Below are 15,981 nucleotides of genomic sequence, written 5' to 3'. Positions count from 1 at the left end.
ATCGGGCCGTTCGTCGGCAAGCGCGCATTCTGCTGGTCGCCGGCGACAAGTCGGGCCAATGGACGAGCTGGTACCGACAGGCCATCCCGCTCGCCGAGCAGCGGTATGGGATCTACTTGAAGGAACGCGCACAGCAGGAAGGGGGACAGCGGTGAGTGGTCACGTGCGGTGGGCGGACATCCGAGCCGAGTACGTGCAGCGTGCTGGCGGTGAGGCGGCTGTCGAGGCGGGCAAGGAGGAGCTGCTCGCGCAGGTCGTCGGGCACCGCCTCGCGGAGGTGCGACGCACCCGCGGCTTCACCCAACAGCAGATCGCTGGCGGATGGGCGTGACCAAGGGCCGGGTGTCCCAGATCGAGCAGGGCAGGATCTCCGGTCAGGAGGCGGTGGCCCGGTACGCTGCCGCCTTCGGCGGCCGGCTCCACCAGGCGGTCTATTTCGACGACGGCGACATTGCCGCCATTGCGTGAGACCACCAAGACAAGATCGTGCTCGATCCTGGATGTAGTGGGCTCCGGGGCGAGCGAGACCACTACTTCCATGATCGAGCACGATCAAGGCCGGACGATCAAGGCGACACGATCCGCGTCAGTTGGTCGGGGCGGGCTCCAGGCCGGGGATCTCCTCGGCGAGCCAGATCGGCTGCCAGTTCGGCACCTCGTGGAAGCGGCGCAGCTCGTACAGCCCGGCGACCGACCCGCTCCAGGCCCCGTACGGCGGGTTGGCCTCGTCGAAGCCGCTCTGCACGAAGGTCAGCGTGGTCTTGCCGCCGGACTCGGCCAGCTCCCAGTTGCTCACGCCGGTCGGCCCCCAGTCGACGGACATCCGCCGGCCGGGCTCCAGGTCGACGATCTTTGCCGCGTAGCCGCTCTCGAAGCCGCCCATGGCGTACCGGCCGCCGACCCAGGGCTCGATGCCGATCGGGTAGCCGAACCAGGCGCTCGCCTGCTCGGAGTTGGTGATCGACTCCCACACCTTGTCGACGGGGGCGGCGATGACCAGCTCGCCGCGCAGGTCGGCGGAGGTGAAGTCGGTGCGGGGCAGCAGTGGCTTGCCCTCCAGGTGGGCGGCCAGGTTGGCGATGGACAGCGCCCAGTAGGTCTGGAGCACACCCCGGATGCTGGAGCCGCTCATCGCCTCGGCGAAGTCGAAGTGGCTCTGGGTCAGCGTCAGCACGGTGCTGTCGGTGCCCTCGGCGGTCAACTGGAGTTCGGTGGTGGTCTCCACCCCGTCGAGCAGCCAGGTGAAGCGCAGCGTGTCGTCGTCGGCGTGCAGCAGCCGCTGGTGCGGGGCGTCACCCTCGGGCGTGTAGCGGCCCCAGAACTCGTACCGCCGGGGCAGCTCGACCTCGGCGTGCTCGGCCAGCCAGAGACGCAGCTCGGCCGGGTCGGTCAGGGCCTGGCGGACGCGCCCGACCGGCGCGGAGAGACGGGCCTGGACCTTCATCGGCTCACTCATTGTCGTTCCCTTTCGGATAGCAGGCGACGGCCAGCTTGAAGGCGTCGCCTTCGCTGCCGCCGTAGCGGGTGAACAGGTCCTGAAGTGCGGTTTGCAGGTCGTGCAGGAACTGCTGGCGCTGCTCGGCCGGCACCCGGATCTCGCCGGAGACCCCGATCGAGGGCAGCTCGGGCGCCGCCCGGTCCAGGCCGGCGATGTCGGCCTGGACCTCCTCCATCAGGTCGAGCAGGTAGCCCAGGCTCAGCTCGTCGCGGGCCCGGCGCAGGCCGATCCGGCCGACGAGTCGCGGGGAGAGCCAGTAGGACCGGGCGGCGGCCTGGTAGATGCCTTCGGTGATGCCGCGGACCTTGCGTTCGTTGACCAGCTCGACGAGGCCGGCCGCGACGAGCTGCTTGACGTGGTAGTAGACGCGCTGTGGCGTCTGGTCGAGTCGGGCCGCGACCTCGGTGCAGGTGCGCGGCTCGGCCAGTTGCCGCAGCACCTCGACGCGATGCGGCTTGAGCAGGACTTCGGCCTGCTCGATCTGCTCCAGGTACAGGACGTCTCTCATGGCAAAATCAGTTTGTACGTACAAAACTTCTTTGTCAATCGGTTCGCGAGAAGCCGCGCCGACTTTTCTCGACGCGGCTTCCGGCGGCACTCAGCAGATGGTCAGGGCAACCAGTCCGGTCGCAACGGGTAGCCGCTCACACCGTTCGGACCGTTGTGGGTGGCAAGCACCTGGTGCAGTTGGATGCCGTTGCGCTCGAACGCCATCCGCGACCCGGCCATGTAGAGCCCCCACACCCGGGCGGTGCCCGCGCCCACCTCCGAGACGCAGAAGTCCCAGTGCTCGACCAGGTTGCGACACCAGGCGGCGAGCGTCAGCGCGTAGTGCTGGCGCAGATTCTCCTCATGGTGCACCTCGAACCCGGCGTCGTGGATCTCGCTCACCAGCCGGCCCGGACCGGCCAACTCGCCGTCCGGGAAGACGTACCTGTCGATGAACGCTCCCGAGCGGTGTGGCGCCCGGTTGTCCGCGCGGGTGATGCAGTGGTTGAGCAGACGCCCACCCTGGCGCAGCCGACTGCGCAACGCCCCGAAGTAGGTCGGGTAGTTGCGCACCCCGATGTGCTCGGTCAACCCGATCGAGGAGATGGCGTCGAACTGCTCGGCCGGCGCGTCCCGGTAGTCCATGTGCCGCACCTCGGCCAGCCCGGTCAACCCCTCCCGCTCGATCGCCGCCTGCGCCCACTGCGCCTGCGCCTTCGACAGGGTCACCCCGAGCGCCTTCACGCCGTACTCCCGGGCGGCGTGGCGCACCATGCCGCCCCAGCCGCAGCCCACATCAAGCAGCCGCATCCCCTTCTTCAGCGCCAGCTTGCCGGCGACCAGGTCGTACTTCGCCGCCTGGGCCTGCTCCAACGTGTCCTCCGGAGAACGGAAGACCGCGCAGGTGTACGTCATCGACGGGCCGAGCACCTTCTCGTAGAAGGCGTTCGAGACGTCGTAGTGGTGCGAGATGGCCGCGCCGTCCCGCACCCGCGAGTGCCGCAGCCCGTTCACCACCCGCTTCCAGCGCGGCTGCGCCTCCTGCGGCGGGGCCGGCGGCGGCATCAGCCGCTCCCAGCCCAGCCCACGGACCAGCGCCAGCCCCTCCGCCAACGACGGTGGGCGCAACCGCAGCTCGTCCTTGAGCACCCGCAACGCCTCGTACGGGTCGCCCGGATGCACCCCCTGCAACGCCAGGTCACCGCTGACGTACGCCCGGGCCATGCCCAGGTCGCCAGGGGCGGTGAGCAGGTACGACAACCCACGCTCGGACTGGATCGCCAGGGTGATCCCGGCGTCGGTCGGGCCGACGGCGCTGCCGTCGTACCCGGTGATCCGCACCGGCAACGGCCCCGCGGTGACCGCGCGGACGACATCCGCGACGGTCGGACCCGTGTGCCGGCCCCCCGCCGGCGGGGTGGCGGGGACGCTCGCCGCCCCCTGATCTCTGTCGGTCAGGCTCATGCTCGTGCTACCGCCTTTTCGTACAGTCCCGTCAGCCGGTGGTCCGGGTCGTAGCGGTCTTTCACCGCCCGCCACGTGTCGCCGCCGTACAGGCGGTCGAAGGCGTCCCGGTCGTAGTACGCGTCGGAGTAGAGCGACTTGTGCCCGCCCGACTCCGACACCCTGCGTTCGATCGTGCGGTTGACGTCGCCGTCGGCGGCGCCCGGCGCGATCGGCACGCTCCCCCAGAACCCAATGTTGACGTAGTCCTGCCCCGGCCGTAGTGGATACAGCGGCCAGGCCCGCGCGGAACCGGGACCCGCCGGCTCACGCAGGCGCAACGGACACAACCACACCGGGTTCATCCCCACCGCGCCGGCGAACCAGCGCAGGAAGTCGGCCGTACGGTCCAGCGGGATCTCCACGTCCTGCACGACCCGCTCCCGGGCCGGCTGCCCGCGCAGCCTGTCGATCCGGGCCGCGACCTGGTGTCGGTGCTCCAACCGGACCAGCCGGTGGTAGAAGTCGCTGCGCCGGTACCGCGCCGGCCAGAGCCGACGGACGACCGGGTGCTGCGCGCCGAACGCCGCCGAGCACCAGAACCAGTCGGTGTCCCAGCGCCACAGATAGTCGTACGCGGTGAGCACGTCGCGGGTCCGCCGGCGCAGCGACCGGTAGTAGATCGCCTGACCGGTGTAGTCGCTCGGCGGGCCGGCCGCGTCGATGAACGTGGCGAAGGTCAGGTACGCCTCGCCGGGGCTGAACATCACCCCGTCCATCGCGTCCACCGGCTCACCGGCCCAGGAGCGGGTCGCGCTCACCTCCGCGATGGCGTCGACGAGCGCCTCCAACCGGGTGAACCGGACGTTGCGCAGCGCCACGTACCGGCCGACCGGTTGCAGCTCGATGCGGAGCCGGGTGGCGTAACCGAGGCTGCCGAGCGAGTTGGGGAACGCGGTGAACAGGTCGGCGTGCTCGCCCTCGGGTCGGGCGGTGACGATCTCGCCCGAGCCGGTGAGCACGTCCAACTCCCGGACCGACTCGTGTGGCAGGCCGTTGCGGAACGAGGTCGACTCGATCCCGAGGCCGGTCACCGCGCCGCCGAGCGTGATGGTGCGCAACTGCGGCACTACGAGCGGCATCAACCCGTGCGGCAGCGTCGCGTCGACCAGGTCCTCGTACGTGCACATGCCCTGCACGTCCGCGGTACGGCCGGCCGGGTCGACCGACAGCACACCGTTCAGACCGCTCACGTCGAGCCCCGGAGCCCGGGGAGCGGACCGGGGGCGGAACAGGTTGGAGGTGCGTTTGGCCAGCCGAACAGGCTCGCCCGTGGGCACCGCGGCGTACGACCGTCGCAGCGTGTCCACCGCTTGATCATGGTCAATGGGGTGATCCACACGCTCAGCGCGCATGTGATCACCTTACGCTCGCCGTTTGGAAACCGTGGGATGTCGGCGACGGCAGTTTCCCGTCCACTGGCAGGTCCGACGGCTACCGTGGCGGGCATGCCATCGCCAGCGATCGCCGCCCTGGACGCCGCCCAACTGCCATATCGGCTGGTCAGTCGCGGTGCGGTCGGCAGTCTCGCGGAGGCCGCCGACGCCCAGGGTGTGACCGTCGCCGACGTCGTCAAGACGATCGTCGTGCGGCGCGGCGAGGGCGATCACCTGTTCGTGCTCACCCCCGGCGACCGGGTCGTCTCCTGGCCCAAGCTGCGCGCCCTGCTCGGGGTGCACCGGCTCTCCATGCCGGACGCGGCGGGCGCCCTGGCCGCCACCGGCTACGAACGCGGCACCATCACCCCGTTCGGGGCGAGCACGGCCTGGCCGGTGGTCGCCGACGAGCGGTTGCGGGGCCGGGAGATCACCCTGGGTGCCGGTGAGCGCGGTCTCGCCATCGCGATCGCCGCCGACGCCGCGATCGCCGCTCTCGACGCCACGGTGGCCGACGTCACCGACCCGCAGCCCAGCCGCTGAGCCTCGCCGACCGCCGCACCTGCGGGCTGGCTCCGACGCGATGTCGTGGGTGAGGATGACGCCCATGTCCGCGCCCGAGCAACGCCCCGACCCCGCCGGCACCGTCTACGGCGGTCGTCCGGCACGCCGGCCCGGCCCGCTTGCCGATCCACTGCTGCGGGTCGCGGCGGCGGTCGGGGTCGTCGGCGTACTCCTGGGGGTCGTCTTCGCCACCGGGTTGCTCGACGGTGACGACGAGCCGGCCGCGCCGGCGGCGGTCGGTACGGCCTCAGGCGCGCCCCCGCCCAGCGACCCGGCCGGTGCACCGAGCCCGACCGCACCGGCCGAGCCGTCCCCGACCCCGTCAGCGAGCACGCCGGCCGCCCCACCCACCGGGCCTCGGGTGCTCCGTGCCGCCTCGGGCCTCTGCCTGGGGCTCGACGGTGACGGCGAGAAGGCCGAGGCCGAGTTGGCCGTGTGCGACGGCACCCCGGCCCAGCAGTGGGTGGTCAGCCCGACCGGGGCGGGCGTGCACTCGTTGACGAACGCCGCGTACGGGCAGTGCCTCGACGTCGAGGGCGGCAGCCAGGACGACGGGGCGCGCCTGCTGCAGTTCCCCTGCCACGGCGGGGTCAACCAGCAGTGGCGGTTCGGCGGCACCGGCACCAGCGCGGTGCTGCTCGTCGCCGCACACAGCAACAGGTGCGCCCAGGCCGACGACGACGCCGTCGAGGCCGGCGACGACATCCGGCAGCGTCAGTGCGACGGCCGGCCGGCCCAGCAGTGGACCCTGAGCTGACCGGCCGACCCGGCACGGCGGCCCGGAACTGCGCCGGGCCGAGCCGACCGCCTCAGCCCCGGAATCTCCACGCCCGAGGCGCGGTCGCGGCCACCAGCACGGCCTCCGGCACTCCTCGGCCCGGTCGCCGACGCAGCAGCAACGACAGCCCGGCGGCACCGATCGACAGCGCGCCCGCCACGTACCAGGCCATCGCGTAGTCGCCGAGCCGGTCCCGGACCAGCCCCGCGGCGGTGGCGGCGACCGCCGCGCCGAGTTGGTGCGCGGCGAACACCCAGCCGAACACCACCGCCCCGGCACCGCCGAAGTACTCCCGGCACAGCGCCACGGTCGGCGGCACGGTGGCCACCCAGTCCAGGCCGTAGAAGACGATGAACACCAGCATGCTCGGCTCGGCCGTGCCGGAGAAGAGGCTCGGCAGCACCAGCAGGGACAACCCCCGCAGCGCGTAGTACGCACCGAGCAGCAGCCGGCTGTCCACCCGGTCGGTCAACCAACCGGAGGCGATCGTGCCGACGATGTCGAAGAGCCCCACCAGGGCGAGCAGCCCGGCCGCCGTGGTCTGGGCCATGCCGTGGTCGTGCGCGGCCGGCACGAAGTGCGTACCGACCAGGCCGTTCGTGGTCGCCCCGCAGATCGCGAACCCCCCGGCGAGCAGCCAGAACGGTCGGGTCCTGGCCGCGGTGGTCAGCGCGCCGATCGCCCGGGTCGCCGCGCCGCCGGTCGCCGGCGGTGCCGCGACGACCTCGGTCGCCCCGTAGGCGGGCAGGCCGAGATCCGCCGGGTGCTCGCGCAACAGCCACACCACCAGGGGTACGACCGCCAGCGCCGCTCCGGCCACGACGAGTGCCGCAGTCCGCCAGCCGTGGTCGCGGACCAGGATGGCGATCAGTGGCAGGAACACCAGTTGCCCGGCCGCGCCGCCGGCGGTCAGCACTCCGGTGACCAGCCCCCGCCGGTGGACGAACCACCGGCCGGTGACGGTGGCCACGAACGCCAACGCCATCGAGCCGGTGCCCAGCCCGACAAGCACACCCCAGCAGAGCAGGAGTTGCCAACTGGCGGTCATGAAGACCGTCAACCCGCTGCCCGCGGCGACCAGCAGCAGCGCCACCGAAACCACCCGGCGGATGCCGAACCGATCCATCAGGGCAGCCGCGAACGGCGCGGTGAGCCCGTAGAGCAGCAGGTTGACCGAGACAGCCGCGGAGATCGTGGCCAGCGGCCAGCCGAACTCCTCGTGCAGCGGGTGCAGCAGCACCGACGGGGTGGCGCGGAAGCCGGCCGCACCGACCAGCGCCACGAAGGCGACGGCGGCTACCAGCCAGGCGGGATGCAGACGGCGGTTCTTGGTCACGGGACAAGTCTGGGGCCGGTCGGTCAGCTCGACGAGTGGCCGGAAAGCCATCATGCGCAATAATCGGGCCATGACCGTTCGCCCGCACCGGATCGCCGTACTCGCCCTGCACCAGGTGGTCGGCCTGGACCTCGGCACCCCGTCCCAGGTCTTCAGCACGGCCCGGGCCGCCGACGGGACACCCCTCTACGACGTCCGGGTTTGCACCCCGGGCGGGCAGCCGGTACGCAGCACCGCCGGCTTCCAGGTGCTCCCCGACCACGGGCTCGAACTGCTCGACACCGCCGACACGGTGATCGTCCCCGGCATCCACGACGACGCCGTGCTGTCCTCGGGCACCGTCGAGCCGGAGGTGATCGCGGCGCTGCGCGCGGCGTACGACCGGGGCGCCCGGATCATGTCGATCTGCACCGGGGCGTTCGTGCTCGCCGCCGCCGGGCTGCTCGACGGCCGACGGGCGACGACCCACTGGGCGTACGCCGAACACTTCCGCCGCCTGCACCCCCGGGCGGAGCTAGACCCGGGTGTGCTCTTCATCGCCGACGACCGGGTGCTCACCTCGGCCGGAGTCGCCGCCGGCATCGACCTCTGCCTGCACGTCATCCGCCTGGACCACGGCAGCGAGGTGGCCAACCGGGCGGCCCGCCGGTGCGTGATGCCACCCTGGCGCGACGGCGGCCAGGCGCAGTACATCGAGCAGCCGGTGCCGAAGGCGGCCGACACCAGCACGGCGGGCACCCGGGAGTGGGCGCGGCAGCGGCTGCACGAGCCGATCGCCCTACGCGACCTGGCCGAACAGGCGCGGATGAGCGTGCGCACCTTCACCCGGCGCTTTCGGTCGGAGACCGGCCTGAGCCCGGCCCAGTGGCTGCTGCAACAGCGCACTGACCACGCGAGGCTACTGCTCGAGACGACCGACCTCACCGTCGACCAGATCGCCCACCGCTGTGGTTTCGGCACCACCGCCGCGCTGCGCCAACAACTGCGCCAACGCGTCGGCGTGGCCCCCTCCACCTACCGCCGCACCTTCCACCCCCGCCCAGCCCTAGCCAACCCCTGACCCACCCCCACCCCCGGCACCCCGCACCCCACCCCCGGCACCCCGCACCCCGGCCCCGGCCCCGGCCGCGGCCCCGGCGATCTTGCATTTGCTGTCGTTCAAATACCCGGTTAGGCCGCTTTTGCCGCGACAGTAAGTGCAAGATCGACGGAGAGCTTGGGGTGAGGTCGGGTGGGGCATTGAGCGTGATGTCTGTGAGTCATCACGATGACTCACAGACATCACGCTCAATATGGCAAGACCCCCGACGCCACGCCGCCACGCCAGCCGGCCGGCCGACGGCTTGTCGGGGCCGTTCGGGCCGAGTGTCTTTGGCCGCTCAGGACCGGAGCTGGTGCAGTTGGGACTGGTGCTTCGGCAGGTGCACCCGGGTGTGCAGGTCAAGCGTCCGCGACCAGGGCAACGGCTCGTCGACGATGAGGTCGAAGCCCTCGCGTAGGTGCGTCTCGACAGGTGTCTCCGCAGCCAGGCCGAGCTGGTCGACAAGCCCGCACAGCCGGTCGCTGGTGCCGTGCAGCAGCGCGATCAGACCACGCAGGCCACCCTGCTCCGCGGCGAGGGCGTCGAGCTGCGGACGGTGCACGTCCTCCTCCACCTCGTAGTAGGCGAACGGCGACCCGGCCAGCAACGCCTCGGTGGCCTGGACCATCAGCTCGTCGTTCATGACCAGATGGGCGACGATCTGCTCGGCGCTTAGCTGTCCGTCCGGGGGCGGACCGAACCCGCCGGCGTCGACCTCCGCGAACAGGGCACCGTATGCCCGCCGCAACCCCCCGCTCTCCATCCTTCCAGTCAACCCGCCGGAGCCGGAGTTAGCGGCCGGATTGGCGGGAGCGGAGGTAGTCGCTGACCACGTACTCGCCCAGGTCGTCGGTGTCCGGGGTGAACATGCGGCCCCGGCTGCGGCGGGCCACCGCGTCGACGAAGCGGCGCAGACCCGGATCGTCGCCGAGCATGAACAGGTTGAGCGTCGCACCGTAGCGGCTCAGCCGGTCCACCTCGCGGACCGTCGCCTCGATCGTCTCCGGCAACGGTGGCCAGTGGAACAGCGCCTCCCCGTCGTCCGGGTCCAGGTGCGCGGTGGGCTCCCCGTCGGTGACCACCAACACGACCGGCTCGGCGTCGGGGTGCCGGCGCAGGTGCCGGCCCGCCAACCGCAGCGCGTGCTGGAGGTTGGTGCCCTGCTCCATGTCCGGCTCCACGGCCGCCAACTCCTGCTGGGTGAGCGTCATCGCTTCCCGGCCGAAGCCCACGATCTGCAACGCGTCCTGCGGGAAGCGCGTCTCCATCAGGTGCGCCAGCGCCAACGCCGTCTGCTTCATCGGCCCCCAACGACCCTGCGAGATCATCGAGTACGACAGGTCGACGCAGAGCACCACGGCGGCCGAGGCCCGTCTCTCGGTCTCCACCACCTCGAAGTCGTCCACCGTGAGCTGCACCGGAACGGTCGGCCCGGCCCGGCTGACCGCGCGGGTCAGCGTCCGAACCACGTCCAGTGGTTGCTCGTCGCCGTACTCCCAGGGCCTGGACGCACCGCTGACCTCACCCGCCGCGCCGGCCGAGCGCAGGTCGTGCTGCCCGCGCGGCCCGGCGGTCAGCTCGGCGAACACCCGCCGCAGAGCGGTCCCACCGAGCCGGCGCAGCGCCTTCGGGCTCAGCGTGAGCCCCTCCGCGTCCCGGCTCACCCAGCCCTGGCGGCGCAGCTCCCGCTCCAGGTCGCGCAGCCGGCGAACGTCGTCGGCAGCCTCCCGGCCAAGGGTGCGCGCCACCGCGTCGACGTCCACGTCGTCGAGGGTCGCCCCCGGGTGGTCCTGGTCGAGCTGGTCCAGCAGGTCGTCCAGCTCGCCGATCTCACCGAGCGCGCCAGCCGCGTCGGCGTAGTCGAGCGGCTGGTCGCCGCGGACCCGCTCGCCCCGCCCCCAGCGCAGGTCAGGTCGCAACCCTCGCAGGTTCGCGTCGAGCGCGGACAACTCCCCCGCGAGGCGGTCGCCGAGCGACTGCTGCATGAGGCCGGCCAGTTCGGCGCGCTGCCGCTCGGAGAGCGAGTTCATCAGCCGCTCCCCGGCCGCCGCCCGGCGCGCCAACACGTCGATCAACTCGTCGACGGTCTCCGGCTTCTCCGGGAAGAAGTCACCGTGCCGGCGCATGAACTCGGCGAACGCGTCGGTGGTGTCCTCCGCCCGACCGTGCCGGGCGAGCAGGTCGTTCAGGTCGCCCATCATCTCGGCGAGCCGCTGCTGGGCGGCCGGATCGGCGGAGGCGCGCACCGCGTCGCGCAGCCCGGCGAAGCGCTGACCGAGCACGTCGTCGCGGAGTTGGTCGAGGATCTGCTGGTACGAGCGGCGGGCGTCGTCGCTGGCCCACTGGTAGCCGGACAGCTCCTCCACCGCCCGCGCGGTCGAGCGGGGCAGATTGTCCAGCACCGCCTCGGCGAACCGCGCGTCGTCGTCGTCACGACCCCGCAGCTCGTCCCGCTCGGCGGCGAGGGCCTGGTCGAGGAGGGCCTGGGCCCTGGTCACCGCGCCGTCCAGGTCACCGCGACGGAGCGCCTCCCGGCGCAGCCGCCGAGCCCGGGCAGCCAGGTCGTCCAGACCACCCCGCCCCTGCGGGCCCCGGCGCAGCAGGTCGCGCAGCGCCTCCCGCAGGCTGCCGCCGGCAAGCACCTCGGCGCCGACCGCGTCCACCGCCTCGCGTACGTCGTACGGGGGTGCGAGCGGGTCGGGCCCGCCGTTCCACTGCCCGTAACGGAACCGGTTGCCGGCCACGGTCAGCCCCGGCCGCCGTAGACGGTGCGGCCCGAGTCGGTGACGTCCTTGCCGAGCCGGCGGGTCAGGTGCAGCCCCTCCAACACGAACTCGACCGCGGCGGCAGCCTCCTCCGAGGTGGGCGCGTCGCTCAGGTCGAGCCGGTCCAGGACCTTCGCCAACCCGGGTACGGTGCCGACCTGGCGCAGCAGCTCGGCGGCGCTCACCAGCTCACCGGTCTCGATCGCGGCGCCGTCCTCGACCAGGGCGGTGAACCCGGACAGGTCCAACCCGGCGAGGCGGGCCCGGAACGTCTCGGCGGTCGCCGTACGCAGCAGGTGCGCGAGGATCTCGATCTCCCGGCCCTCCTCACCGCTCTCGAACTCGACCTTGCCGCGCAGCGTGCTGGTCACCGACACCGCGTCACCGACGCGGGCGACGGCGGCCTCGGGGCGCCCCTCCGGGGTGCCGGCGCCGGCGAGCAGACCGGCGCGACGCAGCGCGGCACCGGCGACCGTCTCGACGGCGGCGATGGCGAATCGGGCGGAGACGCCGGAGCGCGGGTCCACCGACGGCGACTCCCGCACGGCGCGGGCGAAGCGGGCCAGCACTTCCAGGACGTGCTCCGGCACCTCGGCGACGAGATCGGCCTCCTGGCGGATCAGCTCCAGCTCCAACTCCAGCTCGACCGGGTAGTGGGTGCGGATCTCCGCGCCGAAGCGGTCCTTGAGGGGGGTGATGATCCGGCCCCGGTTGGTGTAGTCCTCCGGGTTGGCACTGGCCACCAGGAGCAGGTCAAGTGGTAGGCGCAGCTGGTAGCCGCGGACCTGGATGTCCCGCTCCTCAAGCACGTTGAGCAGTGCCACCTGGATGCGCTCGGCCAGGTCAGGCAGCTCGTTGACGGCGAAGATGCCCCGGTTGGTGCGCGGCACCAACCCGAAGTGGATCGTCTCCGGGTCGCCGAGGGTACGACCCTGGGCGATCCGGATCGGGTCGACGTCACCGATCAGGTCGCCGACGCTGGTGTCCGGGGTGGCGAGCTTCTCGCCGTACCGCATCGAGCGGTGCAGCCAGCCGATCGGCAGCTCGTCGCCGGCCTCGGCGACCAGGGCGACCGACGCCGGGGTGAGCGGGTGCATCGGGTGCTCGTTGAGCACCGAGCCGGGGAGGACCGGGGTCCACTCGTCGAGGAGTGCGCCAAGGGAGCGGATCAGCCGGGTCTTGCCCTGGCCGCGCTCGCCGAGCAGCACCATGTCGTGCCCGGCGAGCAGGGCCCGCTCGACCTCGGGCAGGACGGTGTCGTCGTAGCCGACGATGCCGGGAAATCGGGTATCGCCGGAGCGCATCCGGGCGAGGAGGTTGTCGCGGAGTTCCTGCTTGACGGTGCGGTACTGGTGACCGGCCGCCCGCAGCGCGCCGAGCGTGCCGGGCAGGTCGGCCGGTGGAACCGGGATTACCGGGGTAGGCGCAGTCACCCGACCCACGCTAGCTCACCTTTGCGGGGGCGCCCCGGGCATCAGGGGCACCCCCGCTCCCCCTCAGCCCCGGTCGCACCGCCGGCAGGCGTCGCGACGGCGCAGGTGGTACGCGTACGTGGCAGCGCCGAGCGCCACGCCCCACAGCGGCCAGAGCAGCATCGGCGCCCCGGTCATGCTGAACCCGCCGGTCAGCCGCCAGAACTCGGGGTTGCTGAGCAGCCCCAGCGAGGCCGCCGTCACGGCGATGGAGACCAGGGTGGCCGGCACCACGGCCAGCTTCACCGGCACCCGACGGCCGGCGAGCCCGATCATCCAGCGCGGGAACCGCTCGCCCCAGCGCTGCACCAGGCCGAGGGTGAGGATCGCACCGACGGTCGCGAACGCGCCAAGTCCCAGCCCCGCCCAGACCAGCCCGGTGTCCTGCATCTCGGTCAGGAACTCCCGGGAGATGCCGAGCGGGATGCCGGCCGCCCAGGCGAACCGGGTCACCGCGTACGTCAATGGGATGGTCGCGGCGATGCCGGCGGCCCACCGGCCCCAGCGCGTGGCGGCGGCCGGGGTGGTCCATCCGCGGGCCGTGTCGGTGCGGCCACAGCCGACGCAGGCCCCGGCGGTCCGGCGCTGCCAGGTGAGCACCGCCCCGACCAGCAGCAGCCCGCCGGCCAGCGCCGCGAACCGGCCGAACAGCGCCCAGTTGAACAGGTCGGAGTAGTCGACCGGCGGCCAACCGAACGGCGCTCCGACGATCAGGATCGGCAGATAGCCGAGCATGAGCAGCACCCGGACATCCGGCACGACCAGGACGAGCACGAAGGCGACAGCCCAGCCGTAGCCGGCGAGCAGCGCCCGCACCGGGCCGGGTGGGCGCGCCGCCGGGCGGCTCATGGCCAGGGCGGCGACCGCGGCGGTGAGCAGTACGCCGGCGAAGAGCGGGGTGGCCACCTCCACCGGCACGAGGCGGAGCAGGCTGACGTCGCCGCCGTGCCTGTCGTTCGGGCCGAACGGGTAGCCGGCGCCGGTGAGTGTGCTGATCAGGGCGAGTACGCCCCACAGGCCGAGCCAGCCGGCGGCCAGGGGGGCCAGCCGGTCGGGCCAGCGGGAGTCGGTACGGGGTCGGGAGGCAGTGATCGTCGTCATGTTCTCAGCCTCGACGGACAGCCGACGGATTCCCTCCCGGCCGGTGGTGAACCCCCTCCCCCGGTGGAGGGACCGATCAGCCGGACGGGGTGACGAAGCCGGACTCGTAGGCGGCGATGACGGCCTGCGTACGGTCGCGGACCCCCAGCTTGGCCAGCACGTTTCCGACGTGGGTCTTGACCGTCTCCACCCCGACCACCAGGTGCGCGGCGATCTCCGGGTTGGACCGGCCGGTGGTCATCAACCGCAGCACCTCGGCCTCCCGTTCGGTGAGTCGGGCGGCGTCCAGCCGGTCGCCGCCCGCCGGCCCGTACGCGCCGACGAGCTGCCGGATCGCGGCCGGGAAGAGCAGCGACTCGCCGGCGGCGACCACCCGGACGGCTTCCACCACCTCGGCGGGCCGGGCCCGTTTGAGCAGGAACCCAGAGGCGCCGGCGCGTAGCGCCTCGTAGACGTACTCGTCGTTGGCGAAGGTGGTGACCACGAGCACCCGGGGCGGGTCGGCGGAGGTGGCCAGCAGGTGCCGGGTGGCCTGGATGCCGTCGATGCCGGGCATCCGTACGTCCATCAGCACCACGTCGGGCCGGTGCCGGGCGACAAGTGGCGGCACCTCGGCCCCGTCCGCGGCTTCGGCGAGCACGTGCAGGTCGGGTTGGGCGTCGATGATCGCCCGCAGCCCGACCCGGATCAGCTCGTCGTCGTCGACGATGAGCACACCAACTGTCATCGGGTCTCCTCGTAGGGCAGGCGGGCACGGATCAGCCATCGGTCGCCGTCCGGGCCGACGGTGAGCCGGCCGCCGAGCAGCAGTACCCGCTCCCGCATGCCGTCCAGACCTCGACCTCCCCGGCCGGGCCGGGCCTGGTCGGGGTGGCGCACCGCGTTTGCCAGTTCCAGCTCCAGCGCGTCCGGGTGCAGGTCCAGGCGTACCGTCACCGGCCCGTGGCCGTGTCGGGCGGCGTTCGTCAGTCCTTCCTGGACGATGCGGTAGCCCTCCCGGGAGACCGCCGCGGGCACCCGGGTCGGGTCACCGGCGCGATGCGCGTGCACGGCCAGGCCCGCCGCGCGGGCGTCGGTGACGAGTCGGTCCAGGTCGGCGAGGGTACGCTGCGGCGCCACCACGGGCTTGTCACGTCCGTTCTCCCGGAGCAGCCCGAGCACGTGGTCGAGGTCGTCCATCGCGGTCCGCCCGACGTCCTCGATGGCGGTGAGCGCCCGCCGGACGAACTCCGGGTCGGTGTCGAGGACCTCGCGGGCGGCCCCGGCCTGGAGGGTCGCCACGGTCAGCGCGTGACCGACGGAGTCGTGCAGCTCCCGGGCCAGCCGGTTGCGTTCGGCGAGCCGGGTGGCCCGCGCTTCGAGGGCGGCGATCCGTTCCGCCTGGGCCGGGCCGAGCAGCACGGGCGCCATGGAGCCGGCGAGCGCGCCGAGGCCGGCGACGGCGTAGCCGAGGCCGACGAGCAGCAGCACCCCGGTCAGGGTCAGCCAGCCGCTGTCCTGGCCGTCAAGTGGCCCGAACCGTTCCCGGCTGATCAGCTCGGTGCCGATGCCGAACTGTTGGGCGATGAACGCCAGTGCCATCGGCAGGGCGCTGAACAACCCGATCATCACCAGCGCGCCGACGATCAGGTGGGTGGCGATCCAGAGCGCGCTGCGCAGCCGGGTCTCCCGGTCGCCGTGGTGCCCGGGCGCGGGGTCGGGCAGGTCGACGCCGAGCAGGGCCCGGACGGCGGCGATCTCCAGGGCCCGGCTGCCGTCCACAAGCAACGGGACGACGGCGATCAGTACGGCGACGACCAGCAGGACGTAGACCATTGGACGGGGGATCGCCGAGTCGGCGAGCAGTTGCGCGAAGGTCACCGCGAGGAGCCCGTACGGCAGCGCCAGCACACCGCCGAGCAGCAGGAACACGCCACGTCGCCAGGTGCTGCCGGCGACCAGCGGGGCCAGTGCCGCTCGGAGGGTCACCCCGCCATTCTGCGGCCGGACTGGTCCCGACGACTCCCCCGTGCCGGGGA

14 protein-coding genes and 2 pseudogenes are annotated in these 15,981 nt (G+C 72.4%); 5 read left to right on the top strand and 11 right to left on the bottom strand.

Annotation, left to right across the window (positions count from 1 at the left end; all coding sequences use genetic code 11):
* Positions 1 to 17: 17 nt before the first annotated feature.
* Positions 18 to 155 (top strand): annotated as a pseudogene (locus AB0C15_RS18725) (DNA-binding protein); the annotation flags it as partial.
* Positions 152 to 468 (top strand): annotated as a pseudogene (locus tag AB0C15_RS18720) (helix-turn-helix transcriptional regulator). The pseudogenes AB0C15_RS18725 and AB0C15_RS18720, both read left to right, overlap by 4 nt.
* Before the next feature lie 118 nt (positions 469 to 586).
* Here the strand turns inward: AB0C15_RS18720 and AB0C15_RS18715 are convergent.
* The 4 genes from AB0C15_RS18715 to AB0C15_RS18700 form a co-directional block, all read right to left on the bottom strand.
* Positions 587 to 1,456, bottom strand: a complete 870-nt coding sequence (locus AB0C15_RS18715; protein WP_357353482.1) for an SRPBCC family protein — start codon at positions 1,454 to 1,456, stop codon at positions 587 to 589.
* Complete coding sequence (locus AB0C15_RS18710; RefSeq protein ID WP_355005525.1) at positions 1,449 to 2,006, bottom strand: helix-turn-helix domain-containing protein; 558 nt, start codon at positions 2,004 to 2,006, stop codon at positions 1,449 to 1,451. The genes AB0C15_RS18715 and AB0C15_RS18710 overlap by 8 nt, the downstream gene beginning before the upstream one ends.
* A 101-nt stretch (positions 2,007 to 2,107) precedes the next feature.
* Entirely contained in the window at positions 2,108 to 3,451 is a 1,344-nt protein-coding gene (locus AB0C15_RS18705) for a class I SAM-dependent methyltransferase (protein WP_357353480.1), read from the bottom strand.
* Positions 3,448 to 4,845: an FAD-binding oxidoreductase gene (locus AB0C15_RS18700; protein WP_357353478.1), complete on the bottom strand. Its 1,398-nt coding sequence runs from the start codon at positions 4,843 to 4,845 to the stop codon at positions 3,448 to 3,450. The genes AB0C15_RS18705 and AB0C15_RS18700 overlap by 4 nt, the downstream gene beginning before the upstream one ends.
* Before the next feature lie 93 nt (positions 4,846 to 4,938).
* Between AB0C15_RS18700 and AB0C15_RS18695 the strand changes: the two genes are divergently transcribed.
* Complete coding sequence (locus AB0C15_RS18695; RefSeq protein ID WP_357353476.1) at positions 4,939 to 5,409, top strand: YbaK/EbsC family protein; 471 nt, start codon at positions 4,939 to 4,941, stop codon at positions 5,407 to 5,409.
* 64 nt (positions 5,410 to 5,473) lie between these two features.
* Positions 5,474 to 6,187 (top strand): RICIN domain-containing protein, encoded by a 714-nt coding sequence (locus AB0C15_RS18690; RefSeq protein ID WP_357353474.1) that lies wholly within the window; start codon positions 5,474 to 5,476, stop codon positions 6,185 to 6,187.
* Between the two features lie 52 nt (positions 6,188 to 6,239).
* Here the strand turns inward: AB0C15_RS18690 and AB0C15_RS18685 are convergent, their stop codons facing one another.
* Positions 6,240 to 7,544: an MFS transporter gene (locus tag AB0C15_RS18685; RefSeq protein ID WP_357353473.1), complete on the bottom strand. Its 1,305-nt coding sequence runs from the start codon at positions 7,542 to 7,544 to the stop codon at positions 6,240 to 6,242.
* 52 nt (positions 7,545 to 7,596) lie between these two features.
* On the opposite strand from AB0C15_RS18685, the gene AB0C15_RS18680 reads away from it, so the two are divergent.
* Positions 7,597 to 8,604: a helix-turn-helix domain-containing protein gene (locus AB0C15_RS18680; RefSeq protein ID WP_357353471.1), complete on the top strand. Its 1,008-nt coding sequence runs from the start codon at positions 7,597 to 7,599 to the stop codon at positions 8,602 to 8,604.
* A 319-nt stretch (positions 8,605 to 8,923) separates the two neighbouring features.
* On the opposite strand, the gene AB0C15_RS18675 is transcribed toward AB0C15_RS18680, so the two are convergent.
* The 6 genes from AB0C15_RS18675 to AB0C15_RS18650 form a co-directional block, all read right to left on the bottom strand.
* Complete coding sequence (locus AB0C15_RS18675; RefSeq protein ID WP_357353469.1) at positions 8,924 to 9,388, bottom strand: hypothetical protein; 465 nt, start codon at positions 9,386 to 9,388, stop codon at positions 8,924 to 8,926.
* A gap of 28 nt (positions 9,389 to 9,416) precedes the next feature.
* Positions 9,417 to 11,369: a VWA domain-containing protein gene (locus tag AB0C15_RS18670; protein WP_357353467.1), complete on the bottom strand. Its 1,953-nt coding sequence runs from the start codon at positions 11,367 to 11,369 to the stop codon at positions 9,417 to 9,419.
* A 2-nt stretch (positions 11,370 to 11,371) separates the two neighbouring features.
* Complete coding sequence (locus AB0C15_RS18665; RefSeq protein WP_357353465.1) at positions 11,372 to 12,832, bottom strand: sigma 54-interacting transcriptional regulator; 1,461 nt, start codon at positions 12,830 to 12,832, stop codon at positions 11,372 to 11,374.
* A 54-nt stretch (positions 12,833 to 12,886) separates the two neighbouring features.
* The gene (locus AB0C15_RS18660; protein ID WP_357353463.1) at positions 12,887 to 13,963 is read right to left on the bottom strand and encodes a hypothetical protein; all 1,077 of its coding nucleotides are present in this window, start codon (positions 13,961 to 13,963) and stop codon (positions 12,887 to 12,889) included.
* 76 nt (positions 13,964 to 14,039) lie between these two features.
* Positions 14,040 to 14,690, bottom strand: coding sequence for a response regulator transcription factor (locus AB0C15_RS18655; protein WP_357353461.1), 651 nt, complete (start codon positions 14,688 to 14,690; stop codon positions 14,040 to 14,042).
* Positions 14,687 to 15,931 carry a histidine kinase gene (locus AB0C15_RS18650; protein WP_357353459.1) on the bottom strand — a complete coding sequence of 415 codons (1,245 nt, stop codon included), beginning with the start codon at positions 15,929 to 15,931 and terminating at the stop codon, positions 14,687 to 14,689. The genes AB0C15_RS18655 and AB0C15_RS18650 overlap by 4 nt, the downstream gene beginning before the upstream one ends.
* Between the last annotated feature and the right edge of the window lie 50 nt (positions 15,932 to 15,981).

Origin of the sequence: Micromonospora sp. NPDC048835 (assembly GCF_040649995.1) — a bacterium.
In the GTDB taxonomy this organism is placed as follows: domain Bacteria; phylum Actinomycetota; class Actinomycetes; order Mycobacteriales; family Micromonosporaceae; genus Micromonospora.
Note: the sequence above shows the minus strand (reverse complement) of the source record. Positions and strands in the feature narration are given on the sequence as shown.